Origin of the sequence: Methylophaga sulfidovorans (assembly GCF_900114205.1) — a bacterium.
Lineage (GTDB): Bacteria > Pseudomonadota > Gammaproteobacteria > Nitrosococcales > Methylophagaceae > Methylophaga > Methylophaga sulfidovorans.
Genome location: NZ_FOSH01000022.1, coordinates 1 through 15718, shown reverse-complemented (window position 1 = coordinate 15718; position 15718 = coordinate 1). Strand labels below are relative to the sequence as shown.

Sequence of the window (15718 nt, the reverse complement as noted above, 5' to 3'; positions counted from 1 at the left end):
GGTGCCTTTATCTCAATTGCCATACTGGCGCCTGTCCGGCTTTTATTTTTTTTACTTTGCTTGTCTTGGCATCTTAGTACCGTACTGGAGCCTTTACCTGAAATGGGAAGGCTTTAGTCCAAGTCAGATCGGTGAACTAACGGCAATCCTTATGGGCTCAAGAATTATCGCCCCTAATATCTGGGGCTGGTTAGCCGATCATTATGGACGCCGCATGAGAATTGTGAGACTTGCCAGTTTTGCGACTATCATAGTCTTCGCCGCCATCTTTGTTGACCAATCTTACCTCGGTGTCGCATTGATTCTGATGCTGTTTAGCTTCTTTTGGAACGCGTCATTACCTCAGGTTGAAGTCACCACACTGCAACATCTCGGCGAACATAGTCATCATTACAGCAAAATTCGTTTATGGGGTTCTATCGGCTTTATTGTCATTGTAATGGTGTTAGGCAATTTACTTGAGCACTTTGAGCCCAAGATTATTCCTATCGCATTATTAATCAGTATTACAGGTATATGGCTATTCAGCCTTACCGTGCCTGAATCATCAAACACCGCAGACCACAGTACAATCTCATTAAAAGCCATACTGAAGCGACCCAGTGTTATTGCTTTTTTACTAATCTGCTTGTTAATGCAAGCCAGCCATGGCCCTTATTACACATTTTATACAATCTATCTTGAGCAGTATGGCTATAGTAGTAGTCTTATTGGCCAACTTTGGGCGCTGGGTGTTATGTCCGAAGTGATTATTTTTCTTGTTATGCATCGTTGGCTACCCAAGTTTGGATTGCGTAACGTCTTTATGGTCAGTCTATTATTAACATCACTTCGCTGGCTGTTGATAGCTATCTTTCCGCAAAACCTGCCTGTATTGATTGTTGCTCAGTTTTTACATGCGGCTAGCTACGGCAGTTTTCATGCCTCAGCTATTGCCTGGGTTCACCGTCATTTTATTGGAAAAACACAAGGCCGAGGACAAGCCTTATACAGCAGCGCAAGTTTTGGGGTTGGAGGCGTCATTGGCAGCTTATTTAGTGGCTATTTATGGGATAGCCCCGGGGCCGCCTGGACATTCCTCATTGCCAGCATACTCAGTCTTTTAGGATTCATTATTGCCTATCGATGGCTAAAAGAAACCGAGCAAATCCATACATAATGATGATTTGAGCTAATATTTATCCGGATTTGTTCTTTCTTTCATCGAAAACAATACTTATACTTACAGGCTGGGAATTTAACGTAACACAGATAGCAGGTACGTCCGTTGTCTCCTGACCAGGTGAAGTATGCATTTCTCGATTAAGAAAGGGCTAGATTTGCCCATTTCGGGGAAACCCGAACAAACTATCTACGATGGCAATAAAGTCAATTCGGTAGCCATATTGGGCAATGAATATGTAGGTATGAGGCCTACGATGATGGTTGAAGAAGGCCAGAAGGTCAAACTCGGACAACCATTATTTACTGATAAGAAAAACCCAGGTGTTCAATTCACCTCTCCAGGCGCAGGAACAGTCAAATCCATCAATCGCGGTGCCAAGCGTGCTTTACAATCAGTTGTCATTGAACTGGAAGGCGACGATGAGATCACATTCGAGCAATACGATATAAATAAGCTCGATAATCTTAAAAGAACGGATATAAGCAAAAACTTAATTGACTCAGGATTATGGTTGGCATTCCGAACACGTCCTTATAGCCGTTCTCCTGCTGTAGATGCCGTTCCGCACGCTATTTTTGTCACAGCCATTGATACTAATCCTCTTGCTGCTGACCCAAGCATCATCATTAACGAACATGCTGAAGATTTTAAACATGGCTTAACCATCCTCAGCCAACTGACAGAAGGCAAAGTCTATGTCTGTCAGGCACCTGATACAGCTCTTCCGGTTAACCAAAAAAGCAATATCGAAGTACATACCTTCTCAGGTCCTCACCCTGCCGGTTTAGCGGGTACACATATTCACCTGCTTGATCCTGTCAATGCCAGTAAATCAGTATGGACAATTGGATATCAGGACGTGATAGCAATTGGCAAACTCTTCACTACGGGTCGTCTTTGGGTTGAGCGTGTTATCGCTTTTGCTGGGCCTTTAGTCAATAAACCACGATTGATTCGTACACGTTTAGGTGCAAGTACTCAAGATCTCGTGTTGGGTGAAGTACAAAATATTCCATCACGTATCGTTTCGGGGTCGGTTTTACATGGTCACACAGCCAATAACTGGGCAGCCTATTTAGGCAGATTTCATAATCAAATTTCAGTTATTGCAGAAGGTATTGAACGAGAATTACTTGGCTGGATTCGTCCTGGCGGTAAAGGTAAGTTTTCTTCACTCAATGTTTTCTTTTCCAGTATTTTAGGTCAAAAAGAAGTGGCCCTGACGACATCACAAAATGGCAGTCCCAGAGCAATGGTACCTGTCGGCGTGTTTGAACGTGTTATGCCACTGGATATTTTACCGACACAGTTACTACGTTCATTGCTGGTCAAAGATACCGATACAGCACAAGCGCTTGGTTGTTTAGAGCTTGACGAAGAAGATTTGTCACTATGCTCCTTTGTCTGTTCAGGCAAATATGACTATGGCCCTGCACTGAGATCAAACCTGACACAAATTGAGATAGAAGGATAGTTGATGGCACGCTTAAGACGTTTTCTTGATCGTATCGAGCCACAATTTCAGAAAGGCGGCCCGTACGAAAAGTATTTCGCGTTATATGAGATGGTGGATACATTTATTTATTCACCCGCTGATGTAACACGAGGTTCTCCTCATGTTCGTGATGCCATCGATCTAAAACGGGTAATGAGTTATGTCGTTGTAGCGACATTCCCCGTATTATTGTTGATGCTTTGGAATACTGGTTTTCAGGCAAATAATGCCATTAGCCAAATGGGCATGACTGGCTTGGATGGCTGGCGTAACTGGGTAATGAGTACATTAGGTATCGCCCACGATCCGAATAGTGTATTCGCCAATATGTTTTATGGGTTGCTCTACTTTTTACCCATGTACATAACAACCTTAGTCGCTGGTGGTATTTTTGAAGTCATCTTTGCCGCCGTAAGAAACCATGAAGTTAATGAAGGTTTCTTAGTCAGTTCCATGCTGTACACATTAACACTACCACCATCAACACCATTATGGATGGTCGCACTTGGTATCATTTTCGGTGTTGTTCTTGGCAAAGAAGTCTTCGGTGGTACGGGTAAAAACTTCCTTAACCCTGCCCTGACTGGTCGCGCGTTTCTTTATTTCGCTTATCCTGCAGCAATGTCAGGAGACGCAGTATGGACTGCCGTTGATGGCTACACTGGTGCTACTCCGCTTGCACTTGCTGCATCTGGTGGTATCGACGCGGTGAAAGAAGCTGGCTACAGCTGGTCACAAACATTCTTAGGTGTCATGCCAGGCTCTCTGGGTGAAACATCCACTTTAGCCATATTAATTGGCGCAGCGTTTCTGATTTATACCCGAGTTGCCAACTTCAGGATCATTCTGGGCGTATTTCTGGGTATGGTCGCCACATCTTTGTTATTCAATCTGATTGGCAGTGATACCAACCCGATGTTTAGTGTTCCATGGTATTGGCATCTCACAATGGGCGGCCTCGCCTTCGGTATGGTCTTTATGGCAACAGATCCTGTATCTGCTGCTATGACCAATAAAGGTCGCTGGATATATGGTGCGTTGATTGGCTTTATGGCGGTAATGATCCGTGTAGTGAACCCTGCCTTCCCTGAGGGCATTATGCTGGCCATATTATTTGGCAATATTTTCGCGCCCCTGATCGACTATTTTGTTGTTCAGGCCAATATCAAACGCAGAATGAAGCGAAGTTAATATCATGGCTGAAACTAATACAAAAAAAGGATTATTGGGTGGTTTACTCAACTTGCCTAATGATGATCCGAAAAAAACTCTTTTTATTGCCATTCTGTTGTGCCTGATTTGTTCAGTAATGGTATCAACAGCCGCTGTTTACCTACGCCCGATACAGGACGACAATAAAAAAGACGATATCAAAAAGAATATCCTTGCTGTCACAGGTCTGAGTGACCAGGCAGGAACAGTAGATGAAATATTTAGTCAGTTTGAAGTCAAGCTAGTCGACTTAAGTACAGGTAATTATGCTGACAATAATATTGACCCTGTCAGTTATGACCAACGGGCTGCAGCAGCCGATCCACAGACGAGCATCAAATTGGATGATAAAGAGGATATTGCAAGCATTGGCCGTCGAGCTAAATATGCACCTGTTTATATTCTCAAAGATGGTGACACCATTAAACAAGTCGTTTTACCAGTTCATGGTTATGGTTTATGGTCTACTTTATACGGCTTTCTTGCATTGGAAGGTGACTTCAATACGGTTCGTGGTTTACGTTTTTATGAACAGGCGGAAACACCGGGACTTGGTGGTGAAGTTGATAACCCGAAATGGCGTGCACAATGGGCTGGTAAGAAAATATTTGATGCCGAAGGTAATGTCGAAATTCGTGTTATTCGTGGACATGTTGAACCAAATACCGTCAATGCCCAATATAAAGTTGACGGCTTATCAGGCGCAACATTGACCAGTAACGGTGTCACAAACCTTCTACAATTCTGGTTAGGGGACGAAGGTTTTGGTCCTTATCTGAAAAAAATGCATTCTGAATTGGGGAAATAACTTATGGCAAGCCAAGCAAAAAATAATGTTATCGATCCTCTTATTGATAACAATCCAATTACACTTCAGGTCCTTGGTATTTGTTCTGCGTTAGCGGTAACAACCAATATGACATCTGCACTTATTATGTCATTGGCTTTGACGACGGTGACAGCCTTCTCCAGTGCCTGTATCAGTGCCATCCGTAAACATATTCCCAGCAGTATTCGAATAATTGTCCAAATGACTATTATCGCTTCACTGGTTATTATTGTTGATCAAATTCTAAAGGCTTACGCTTTTGAGGCGAGTAAACAGCTGTCGGTTTTCGTTGGTTTGATTATCACCAACTGTATCGTATTGGGTCGTGCCGAAGCATATGCCATGAAAAACCCACCAATGTTAAGCTTCCTGGATGGGATCGGTAATGGATTAGGTTACAGTCTGATTCTTATGCTGGTTGCTTTCTGTCGTGAGCTTTTAGGTGCAGGAAAATTATTTGGTCATCAAGTTATTCCAGTAGCCAGCGATGGTGGTTGGTATGTACCGAACGGTTTAATGTTATTACCACCAAGTGCTTTCTTTGTTATTGGTCTGCTTATCTGGGCTGTCCGCAGCTGGAAAAAAGAACAAGTTGAAGCACCTGACTATCAAATTCACCAAGTTCATCGTACGGAGGTATTGTAGATGGAACATTATCTAAGCCTGTTCGTACGCTCAATTTTTATTGAGAATCTGGCTTTATCATTCTTTTTAGGTATGTGTACCTTCCTTGCTGTATCGAAAAAGATTGAAACAGCTCTTGGGCTTGGTATTGCCGTTATTATGGTTCAAGCTATTACTGTTCCGGCGAATAACTTAATCTATCAATACTTGCTAAAAGATGGCGCACTCGCCTGGGCAGGTTTACCTGATGTTGATTTAAGCTTTCTGGGTCTTATCAGCTATATCGGTGTTATTGCCGCCATGGTACAAATTCTTGAAATGGCAATGGATAAGTATGCTCCAGCCTTATATAACGCGTTGGGTATCTTCTTACCATTAATTACAGTGAACTGTGCCATTCTGGGCGGCACCTTATTTATGGTTGAACGTGACTACAATCTATCTGAAAGTGCTGTTTACGGTGTAGGTAGTGGTCTTGGCTGGGCAATGGCGATTACAGCAATTGCTGGTATACGTGAAAAACTCAAATATTCAGATGTACCTGATGGATTGCAAGGTTTAGGTATTACCTTTATCACTGCAGGTCTTATGGCACTTGGTTTTATGGCATTTTCTGGGATTCAATTGTAATGGAAATCGTACTCGGCATCGTACTATTTACCCTTATCATCATGGCCTTGGTATTTTTAATACTGGGGGCACGCTCACGATTAGTCTCAACTGGTGATATCGAAATCGTCATCAATGAGGAAAAAACCATCAAGACAAAAGCCGGCAGTAAACTGCTAGGTGCACTTGCTGATGCAGACTTATTTGTCTCCTCTGCCTGTGGCGGTGGTGGTACTTGTGGGCAATGTAAAGTCAAAATCTTTGAAGGTGGTGGTTCAATCCTGCCAACAGAAGAATCGCATATCACGAAACGTGAAGCGGCTGAAGGTGATCGCTTATCGTGTCAGGTTGCTGTTAAACAGAACATGAAAATTGAAGTCCCCGAAGAAGTTTTCGGTGTCAAAAAATGGGAATGTACTGTTCGCTCTAATCATAACGTCGCCACATTCATCAAAGAATTGGTACTGGAATTACCTGTTGGTGAGAATGTGAATTTCCGCGCCGGTGGTTTTATTCAAATTGAATGCCCTCCTCATACAGTTGAATACAAAAGTTTTGATGTAGAAGATGAGTATAGAGGTGACTGGGATCGCTTTGATATGTGGCGTTATAAATCTGTCGTGAAAGAGGATGTTGTTCGCGCATATTCAATGGCGAACTACCCCGAAGAAGAAGGCATTATTATGCTGAATGTGCGGATCGCTTCTCCGCCTCCAGATAATGATGATATTCCACCAGGGCAAATGTCATCATATATATTCAACCTAAAACCAGGTGATAAAGTCACTATCTCAGGTCCATTTGGTGAATTCTTTGCTAAAGATACTGATAAGGAAATGGTCTTTATCGGTGGTGGTGCAGGTATGGCACCGATGCGTTCACATATTTTCGATCAGCTTCGTAGAATTAAAACCGATCGTAAACTTAGCTTCTGGTACGGTGCTCGTAGCTTGCGTGAAATGTTCTACACAGAAGATTTTGATGAACTAGCTGCTGAGAATGAAAACTTCACCTGGAATGTGGCTTTATCAGATCCATTGCCAGAAGATAACTGGCAGGGGTACACTGGATTCATTCACAATGTACTGTATGAAAACTATCTGAAAGATCATCCAGCACCAGAAGATTGTGAATTCTATATGTGTGGACCGCCAATGATGAACGCAGCGGTCATTAGTATGCTAGAAGATCTAGGGGTAGAAAGAGAGAATATATTCCTAGATGACTTTGGGGGTTAAATGACAACTTTTATCGCCGCATTTGTTTTATTACTTGTCGTTGTAGCAGCAATGGCAATAGGCGTGTTGTTTGGTCGCTCAGCCATTAAAGGTAGTTGCGGTGGTCTCAATCAAGTTGGCTTAAGTGGAAGTTGTGGCGGAGCTTGTTCAGCCCAAGAAAGGGAAGAATGTGCTAAACGGAAAGCCCAGGAACAATAACGCATATTAAGGAGAGCTAAATATGTTAGCGCCGTTAAAAGTCAAAGATTATATGAATGGTACTAAGATTACCTTCACGCCTGATATGGATATTTTGCGGGCGATTAATCAACTGGTTGAGTTCAAGTTATCTGGTGCCCCTGTTATCGATCATCATGGCAATATGATCGGCTTTTTGTCTGAAAAAGATTGTATGAAAGTCGCGTTGAATGCAGCATATCAAGGAGAAGCTGCAGGACAAGTTGGCGAATTTATGAACGAGGCATGTGCAACCGTTGATGTTGATGACTCAATTATCGACGTTGCTCAAACATTTCTAAGCACCGCATATAAATGTTTACCCGTCATCAAAGAAAATCGTTTAGTGGGTTCAATTACCCGGCAGAATATTTTACGTGCATTACAAACCTCTTCGAATATCGAAAACAGCAAAAAACCTGCAAAACAATCAACTAAACAGCAAATACACGTCACGACAAAATAATCCCTAATACGCACCGTGTTTTACTAGCGAAAGACTCGACAGCATTGGAGAGACATATGCAATTGATGTTTCGTGCTAACAATATTTTAGAAGCTCATATTGTTGCAGGCTTGTTAAAAAGCCATGACATTAACTGCTACGTAAGCGGTCACTATTTGCAAGGCGCCGTCGGCGATCTTCCAGCCACTGATTTTGCCCATGTGTTTGTTGAAGAAAATAAAGTAACGCTTGCACAGTCAATTATTAACGATTACGAAAATAACATACTCTAGCTTACGACTGCCCCTCTGCATTAATAGATTTTATGTAAGCTTTTTGTTCAGCATAAAGAAGCGATAACACATTATGATTTATAACAGCATTCTCGATACTATCGGTAATACCCCTGTAGTCAAACTTAACAACATAGCACCAGACCATGTTGATATGTATGTGAAAGTTGAGTCATTTAATCCTATGGGGTCAGTCAAAGATCGTCTGGCATACGCTGTCATAGATGATGCCGAAAAACGGGGAATATTAAAACCAGGTCAGACAGTAGTTGAAGCAACATCTGGGAATACAGGTATTGCCCTCGCTATGGTGTGTGCAGCAAAAGGCTACTCTTTTGTTGCTACGATGGTTGAAACATTCTCTGTCGAGCGTCGTAAGATTATGAGAGCCTTGGGTGCTAAAGTAATCTTAACACCAGCAGCTGAGAGCGGCAAAGGCATGGTCAAAAAAGCTGAAGAACTGGCTGAAAAATATGGTTGGTTTTTAGCCAGACAATTCGAAAACCCCGCTAACCCAGCCTATCACCGAAATACGACAGGGCCAGAAATTCTCTCAGACTTCGCTGGTAAACCTCTTGACTACTGGGTCTCTGGTTGGGGTACAGGCGGTACCTTAACCGGCGCAGGTGAAATGATTAAAGCTGCCCGTCCTGAAACAAAGATAATTGCTACTGAACCTGCTGCAGCCTCAATGCTGGCGGGCAATGCGTGGGCCCCACATAAAATCCAAGGTTGGACGCCTGATTTTATTCCTGACGTGTTAAATCGTGATGTCTACGATGAACTCTACTCAGTGACAGATGAAGAAGCTAAAAACTGGGCACAACGTCTTGCCCGGGAAGAAGGTATTTTCGTTGGCTTATCCTGTGGCGGTACATTAGCAGCAGCTATGAAAGTCGCTGAAAACGCCAAGCCTGGAAGCACTATTCTGGCGATGTTGCCTGATACAGGTGAACGTTATCTGTCGACATACCTTTTTGAAGGCATGAACGAAGGCTCAGATGATGAATGGTTAGCTAGCTTGGATTAAGCTAGCCAAAGTCGTTTCTTTAATCCAATACATTAGCAAGTGCTATTGACCAACAGCACAGGTGGTCAGCACCAGAGATAATATAGCTTTTCACATTATCCAGTTTCTGCATATGAGCTAAATACGATGTCAGCACTGATCCCGGAACCACGTTGTCTCGCTCTCCGATGAGATGAATCTGTTTCACACGTTCGAGTGAGCGAGCGAAATCTATAGGATTTAAAGAGCCAATTAAAGGAGCAATTTCATTAAACTCTGTCCAGCGCTTATGATCAAGATTACCAGCGACGGTAATAAGCAAGTCAATATCATCACGCTGTGCAGCAATAATTGTTGCAATAGCACCACCACCTGAAAATCCGATAAGCCGAACTCGACTAGCTTGATAACGAATTTTCATAGCTGTGATGGCACGACTAATGGACTCAATCACTGCTCTCGAATATCGATGCGATGTCCATAGGGCTTTATCACAGTTAGTGGATTGTTGACGGGAAAAGTACTGACAAGGTCTGGCGATATAAACACTATTACCACCAATAAATTCAGCTAATTCTAATGCTGTTCCAGGGGCTCCATCACCTTCGAGAAAGATATTAAGTGTGTCCGCTGCTCTCAGTTCTGGTGGAGCTAAGCCCATAAGTGTATATGCACCGCCTGATAAAATAATGCGGTTCCATGATACAGAAGTATCGCTGAATGCAGTTTTAGCACTGAGCAGTAACAAAACTATCATTAACAGTTTCATAGAGACCTCCCTATGAGATATGTTAGATAGTGTCTTGCATAACAAATGCCATCTTAATAATTCAGTGATGGAAAACCTTATATAGACTAGAATCCAGCGTCGTAACTAATGAAATCAAACAGTTACGCATTTATACTTTTCGCTACATTTTAGTGCGTCGAGGTTAATCACTCTCGTTTATAGGGCGTAATATCACCATTTTCATATCAAGATTATCGGCAATTCGTAAAGTAAACTGTTCGTAGAAACGTTGAATGCCGTACTGGAAAAAACCTCTTTTGCCGCCCTCTCTAGGTAATACATGCTGCTCGTTCCAGGCTGATTTAAATTCCTCAGATAAGGCACTAAGCTCGTCAACCAATGCCAGATGCACCTTATCATAATGCCAGTCGACACTATCAGCCCGGTACTCCGCAACTAAGCGTTCGGCACGTTGTTGCCAATCACTAATAAGAGTTTTAGCTAGGGGATCCAGAAATAAAAACCGTAATAAGTTTTTACTTTTGTCAGTAGTAAGCCAACCATCAAATAGTTTCTTACATTCATCATTCCAGGCGACCAGATCCCAGTGACGGTCCATGACATAAGTTGGTGCAGATACCGTTTCAGTAAGCATTAACAGGTGCTGTTTTAATTCTGGTGATAACTTTGTTATTTCGTCTTTATCTAATTGATTGGCTAGTTTGAATAAATAATGGCGTTCAGCATTAGACAGTTTCAGTGTTTTTGCAAGTCTCGCTAATAAATGACCAGATACAGATGTAGTCCTACCCTGCTCTAACCATGTATACCAAGTTGTGCTTATATCACTTAATTGAGCAACTTCTTCTCTTCTAAGTCCTGGCGTCCGTCTCCGTCCCTTTTTTATACCAAATTGCTTTGGGGATATTCGCTCTCTCGCCGATTTTAGAAATGCACCTAAACTATTATCTCGAGTATTGCTCATCACTTCACTTCTTTTTAAATTATTACACCATCAGTTTTTATAATAGGATAATTAATCATCTAGTAACACTATAATGAGAAAGATAAGATTTGTTTTCCGATAAATGGAGACAGATATGACCACACATCATCAAACAGTTGGCAAACAATTCGACTCTCAAGCAAATGAGTATTTAACAAGTCAGGTACACAGCCAGGGACCTGATTTGGCTTTTGCTAAAGAGCTTATAGAACAGCACCACAAAGAAATAAAATCAGCCATCGATATCGGTTGTGGTGCAGGCCATCTTAGTTACGCACTAGCACCATTAATAGATAATGTCACAGCGACTGACTCATCTAGTGCAATGCTTGATATCGTCAAAGAGCAAGCACAGTCAAAAAGCTTTATTAATCTTGATATAAAACAGTGTCGAGCCGAAGAAATAGCTCAAAATTTCTCTGACATTGATCTGATTTGTAGCCGTTACAGTGCTCATCATTGGACAGATTTTAATTCAGCGATAGAGCAAATAGGAAACGCAGTCCGTACAGGTGGTTATGTGCTTATTATCGATATTGAGGGCGAGATAAATAAAATTGTCGATACCCATTTACAAACTATTGAATATCTACGTGATGCATCGCACGTGAGAAACCGTGATCAGAATGAATGGCGACATGCGCTAGAAACGTCAGGTTTCACAATCGAAAAATATAAAAGCTGGCCAACCAGACTTCAATTTGACACATGGGTAAACAGAATGAACACCGCTGAAGATAAAGTAGACATACTTAGGCAGTTGCAATTAGATGCGAATCAGGAAGTGAAACGAGCTTTATCAATAGAGAAGGATGGCAGCTTCAGCCCACAGACAGGACTTTACTGGGCAAAGAAACAATAACTTATCAAATAATGGTTATAAAATAACAGTATGGAAAAAACCACAATCTATCATTATGACCCTGATAAAGAATATTTCTTTATTGAGGGATGTTTTATAAATGAATTATCCAATCAGACATCGGATCCTGATGTATCTATTGCTCGGGCCAGAGTCAGGCCAGGAGTCACAACACGCTGGCATCATTTAAACGAAACCACTGAGCGTTACGTGATTCTTGAAGGTCAGGGTATAGTCGAAATTGGCGATGAGCCATCTCAAGTCGTGTCCGTAGGGGATGTTGTTATTATTCCACCTTTAACACGTCAACGCATAAGCAATAATGGTGACAACGATCTGATATTTTTAGCTATCTGTACGCCACGTTTTAATGAGTCAAACTATACCGAACTGAGCTAGTAAAATATTACCTATTTTTCCGGTGTGAATATGCTAGGAGATCTCTGATGAAGCGCTTATCACTACTAGTGAGGCGTTTACTTTGCCGATAGTAGAGCAAAAAACGTAACCGTTGTGTTCTGGATAAATAGAGTGATGCATGTTTATCCAGACTAGCGATATCTTTAACTTTACGTTTCGAAAGAAAAGTGCCAAACCAAAAACATCCCGATGGACAGTCAATAAGAAATAGCTTTGGCTGGTCACTATTGTGTTGTATGAGTAAATTTCTTAGGAACAGATCGTTATGACAAAACCGATGGTCATGAAGAATACGAGCCATCTCTGCAACCTGCTTTATCACCTCGCTTAACCAAGCCTTATTTTTAAATAACTCAGGTGAATTGCGGGAAATCTCTTCAAGATTAGAACTATTGTCTACAGCTAGCGTGACTAGTGCCCCGTTAAGTGTATGTGAAAAGCGGTAGCGCTCACCATAGGCAATCACCGGAGCGGCATTAAGTCCCCATTTTATGAAACGATGTTGATTACGGATTTCCATTCGTAAACGTGAATGGCCTATGTAGCTCCTCAGTCCCTTCGTTCTAAAATAGCGTTTAATATAAAAGCCCGTATCCTCTATATTAAATCGCATCACTTCACTTTGTGTTCCTTTGGAAATGATGGTCGACTGATAATCAAATATACTTTTTAACGTCGGAAAATAATCCGAGAGCTTTGCCGCAATTTCAGTATTATTCGCAACAGTCCACTCTTCTTTAATCAAAGCTCCCAATCCTCTACTATTTAAATCAACACATTATTCTGCTGATTTATATTTGTTATTAAGTAAAGAACTTCCGTTAGCTTCACATACAAGCAGAATTTGTTGTTATTTTACATCAGATAGACAGCTTTTATTACTTATTAGTGATAAATACAACAAAATATGATTATTTACATAGGCATTCCTTAAATTAATGGCTGATAAAGCGCTGACAATCTTCTGCAACAGCATCTATTAAAGGCTGCATTTGCTTAATGACTTTCTGCTTTTCATCAGCATTCACACTTTTATCATCACGGGTGAACACGGTATAGTGAAAATAATCTGTTGATGTAAAAGGAAAAGTAATTTTGTGTTTGTCATCAATGACAGAGAGATAATTATAGTTTCCAGCAACCAGATACGGCAGCGTTGAATTTAAATCACCTGCCAGTGCATATTTATCAGAATCAGTTGTTACATCCAGTTTTTCCATTAAGGTCGCAGGGATCTGAATGTGAGACGTTTTATGCTGTATATGTTCGGGCTTTGTACCAGGAATGGATAATATAAGCGGTACATGGATTTGTTGCTCAGGAAACATTTCATTATGTCCATGTCCCCAATGTCCATTTTCCATGAATTCTTCGCCATGATCGCCAGTAAATAAAACGATCGTATTATCTAATAATTTATTTTCTTCTAAATAATTAAGCAGACGCCCCACTTCAGCATCAACTGTATGTGCAGCATTGATATAGCGATTATGGATTTGTTGAATATTATCTCTCAAATTGAGATCAGCATAATTCATGTCTTTAAGATAATCTTTTCTGATAGCCATTGATTCAGGAAATGCATAAGGTGCATGTGTGGACTCAAAAAACATAAAGCTATAATAAGGCTGACTTTTATTTCGACCGTTTATATTATTAATAATATGACTGATATTCTCATGATCACGTGCCCATGGTTCTCCCTCCTTCAACTCTTCCATGACAGATTCGGGCATATTATGAAAAACCGTATCGCGTAATTCCGGATAATCAAAACTCTGACTAGTGTGTAGATCAAACTGATATCCTTTATCTCGCAGCACATTCATCAGGACAGGCGAAATCTTCTGCTGCTGAAAACCATACCAGTATGGTGCATCAACACCATAAAACATTGACAGTAACCCCATTCTTGTTCGGTTACCGCCACTATAATGATTATCAAAAGTGAGTGATTTCTGAGAGAATTTCCATAAGTTAGGTGTTATTTCAGGGTCAAGTAAATCCCAGCGGAAAGACTCTGCAACAAGCATAATTATGTTCGGATATGTCGCTAATTGTTTTGTTTGAATCGTTTCCAACGGGTAATTTATCTTCCCTTGTGCCAGCCTTAATTTCTTAAGACCACTTTGTTCAACCCCCATTTTTTTGAAAAAACTATGTGCACTAGACTTCAGATGGAAAGGGATAACACTGGAGACGCGAATAAGGTCATCTTTACCCGTATAAACACTATAGGCATACACGCCTTCCTCTAAAGGTGCTACTAGTAACAAAGTCACTAATAAAGTTATATAGATACGCTTAGAGACTGTAATACTGTTTCTAGATGCTAGCTTACCGCATAACCACATTAAACCAAGCGTCAATATAATAATAGCGATGACTTCGAGAGCTATGGTCACTTTGGTAGACATCGTCGCACCAAGGGCCTCTATACCACCTGGTGTGATTATTAGGTTCCACACAAAGCCGTTAAAGTGATATTCATAAAGCGTATAAATCTCATAATCTGCATATAAGGCAAGAAATATTACTGATGTTAGTATCCAAGCTATATTCTTGCTTACTGACAGCCATTTTTTCTCATACTTCCTATTGAAAATAGCAATAAGCGCTATTAGCTTTGTTATCAATAAAGCTGGTAATAAATACAGTAATGCATAGATTGCTGAAGAGATAAATAAATATAGATGCAACCAGTCGCCATCCGTTCTTGCATATGGCCAGAACAGGCAAATGATCGAAAAAAGAATCAGATAACTGAGTGTAAAAAACAATCTAATTTGGCGTGTGTAATTAAGCATAATACCTGTCCATAAATACAGGCCGTCACAATAATGGACTTAGCTTAACGTGGTATTAAGAGGTGTTTGATATATTGAGGATAGAGGTGATATGACATACACGCTAGCAATTATCAGCCAGTTGTCGGCTTGTCGGTTATGGTGCCTGTAAACCTTACAGATAATAAAAAGCCAGGCCGTTATTTACATGGATGTAATATATGCCGATAACGCAGGATGCTGTTATCGGTGACCTACTTTGTTTGGCCCATCCCTAGAGCAAATCGCTACGCGATCTCCCTTCGGTCGTCCCTCATCGCTCCCGGCGATGTGGGCACTTGGCGCGTTCACCTGTCCAAGCCAAATCACCACCCAACCCTATAGGCAACAAAAAAGGCCACCCTCAATGAGGATGGCCTTTTCTGTTGTATTAAAGCCTGGCAGTGACCTACTTTCACATGGGAACTCCCACACTATCATCGGCGCTAAGTCGTTTCACTTCTGAGTTCGGGATGGGATCAGGTGGTGCCAACTCGCTATGGCCGCCAGGCATAACTGGTGTCGTCAGTGCTTACTGACGCTCGGAAATCGGTAACAAGTCTTTCTTGTAAAGTGTCTTCGCAACACCCCAAGTTCCCTTGGGGTTATATGGTCAAGCCTCACGGGCAATTAGTACTGGTTAGCTCCATACATTACTGCACTTCCACACCCAGCCTATCAACGTGGTAGTCTTCCACGGCCCTTTAGGGGATTAAATCCCAGTGAGAACTTATCTTGAG

Annotated in this window: 17 protein-coding genes and 2 rRNA genes; 13 read left to right on the top strand and 6 right to left on the bottom strand. The window is 41.4% G+C overall.

Annotated elements, in window-relative coordinates:
• Nucleotide 1: 1 nt before the first annotated feature.
• From BM232_RS14035 to cysK, 11 genes are all read left to right on the top strand, one after another.
• Nucleotides 2–1159, top strand: coding sequence for an MFS transporter (locus BM232_RS14035; RefSeq protein WP_177207341.1), 1158 nt, complete (start codon nt 2–4; stop codon nt 1157–1159).
• Nucleotides 1160–1289: 130 nt separating this feature from the next.
• Nucleotides 1290–2639 (top strand): Na(+)-translocating NADH-quinone reductase subunit A, encoded by a 1350-nt coding sequence (locus BM232_RS14030; protein WP_091715961.1) that lies wholly within the window; start codon nt 1290–1292, stop codon nt 2637–2639.
• A gap of 3 nt (nt 2640–2642) precedes the next feature.
• Entirely contained in the window at nt 2643–3851 is a 1209-nt protein-coding gene (locus BM232_RS14025) for an NADH:ubiquinone reductase (Na(+)-transporting) subunit B (protein ID WP_091715958.1), read from the top strand.
• A 4-nt stretch (nt 3852–3855) separates the two neighbouring features.
• Complete coding sequence (locus BM232_RS14020; protein ID WP_091715955.1) at nt 3856–4680, top strand: Na(+)-translocating NADH-quinone reductase subunit C; 825 nt, start codon at nt 3856–3858, stop codon at nt 4678–4680.
• Nucleotides 4681–4683: 3 nt separating this feature from the next.
• Nucleotides 4684–5346 carry an NADH:ubiquinone reductase (Na(+)-transporting) subunit D gene (locus BM232_RS14015; protein WP_091715952.1) on the top strand — a complete coding sequence of 221 codons (663 nt, stop codon included), beginning with the start codon at nt 4684–4686 and terminating at the stop codon, nt 5344–5346.
• Nucleotides 5347–5955, top strand: a complete 609-nt coding sequence (nqrE, locus tag BM232_RS14010; protein ID WP_007147056.1) for an NADH:ubiquinone reductase (Na(+)-transporting) subunit E — start codon at nt 5347–5349, stop codon at nt 5953–5955.
• The gene (gene nqrF / locus BM232_RS14005) at nt 5955–7172 is read left to right on the top strand and encodes an NADH:ubiquinone reductase (Na(+)-transporting) subunit F (protein ID WP_091715949.1); all 1218 of its coding nucleotides are present in this window, start codon (nt 5955–5957) and stop codon (nt 7170–7172) included. Before nqrE ends, nqrF begins: the two co-directional genes overlap by 1 nt.
• Nucleotides 7173–7370 (top strand): (Na+)-NQR maturation NqrM, encoded by a 198-nt coding sequence (gene nqrM / locus BM232_RS14000; RefSeq protein WP_091715947.1) that lies wholly within the window; start codon nt 7173–7175, stop codon nt 7368–7370.
• Between the two features lie 22 nt (nt 7371–7392).
• Entirely contained in the window at nt 7393–7854 is a 462-nt protein-coding gene (locus BM232_RS13995) for a CBS domain-containing protein (protein ID WP_091715944.1), read from the top strand.
• Nucleotides 7855–7910: 56 nt separating this feature from the next.
• Nucleotides 7911–8126 (top strand): putative signal transducing protein, encoded by a 216-nt coding sequence (locus BM232_RS13990; protein ID WP_091715941.1) that lies wholly within the window; start codon nt 7911–7913, stop codon nt 8124–8126.
• Between the two features lie 73 nt (nt 8127–8199).
• Nucleotides 8200–9156: a cysteine synthase A gene (gene cysK, locus BM232_RS13985; RefSeq protein ID WP_177207340.1), complete on the top strand. Its 957-nt coding sequence runs from the start codon at nt 8200–8202 to the stop codon at nt 9154–9156.
• Between the two features lie 19 nt (nt 9157–9175).
• Here cysK and BM232_RS13980 read toward each other — a convergent pair whose 3' ends face one another.
• Both BM232_RS13980 and BM232_RS13975 read right to left on the bottom strand, forming a co-directional pair.
• The gene (locus tag BM232_RS13980) at nt 9176–9904 is read right to left on the bottom strand and encodes an alpha/beta hydrolase (protein ID WP_091715937.1); all 729 of its coding nucleotides are present in this window, start codon (nt 9902–9904) and stop codon (nt 9176–9178) included.
• Between the two features lie 163 nt (nt 9905–10067).
• Entirely contained in the window at nt 10068–10850 is a 783-nt protein-coding gene (locus BM232_RS13975; RefSeq protein ID WP_091715934.1) for a helix-turn-helix transcriptional regulator, read from the bottom strand.
• 115 nt (nt 10851–10965) lie between these two features.
• On the opposite strand from BM232_RS13975, the gene BM232_RS13970 reads away from it, so the two are divergent.
• Both BM232_RS13970 and BM232_RS13965 read left to right on the top strand, forming a co-directional pair.
• Complete coding sequence (locus BM232_RS13970) at nt 10966–11733, top strand: class I SAM-dependent DNA methyltransferase (RefSeq protein WP_177207339.1); 768 nt, start codon at nt 10966–10968, stop codon at nt 11731–11733.
• 30 nt (nt 11734–11763) lie between these two features.
• Nucleotides 11764–12132, top strand: a complete 369-nt coding sequence (locus tag BM232_RS13965) for a cupin domain-containing protein (protein ID WP_091715929.1) — start codon at nt 11764–11766, stop codon at nt 12130–12132.
• A gap of 7 nt (nt 12133–12139) precedes the next feature.
• Here BM232_RS13965 and BM232_RS13960 read toward each other — a convergent pair whose 3' ends face one another.
• The 4 genes from BM232_RS13960 to BM232_RS13945 form a co-directional block, all read right to left on the bottom strand.
• Nucleotides 12140–12898 (bottom strand): lipopolysaccharide kinase InaA family protein, encoded by a 759-nt coding sequence (locus BM232_RS13960; protein WP_091715926.1) that lies wholly within the window; start codon nt 12896–12898, stop codon nt 12140–12142.
• Nucleotides 12899–13088: 190 nt separating this feature from the next.
• Nucleotides 13089–14960 carry a sulfatase-like hydrolase/transferase gene (locus BM232_RS13955; protein ID WP_091715924.1) on the bottom strand — a complete coding sequence of 624 codons (1872 nt, stop codon included), beginning with the start codon at nt 14958–14960 and terminating at the stop codon, nt 13089–13091.
• Nucleotides 14961–15374: 414 nt separating this feature from the next.
• A 5S ribosomal RNA gene (rrf, locus tag BM232_RS13950) occupies nt 15375–15489 on the bottom strand.
• A 98-nt stretch (nt 15490–15587) separates the two neighbouring features.
• Nucleotides 15588–15718: ribosomal RNA gene (locus BM232_RS13945) — 23S ribosomal RNA — on the bottom strand; the annotation flags it as partial.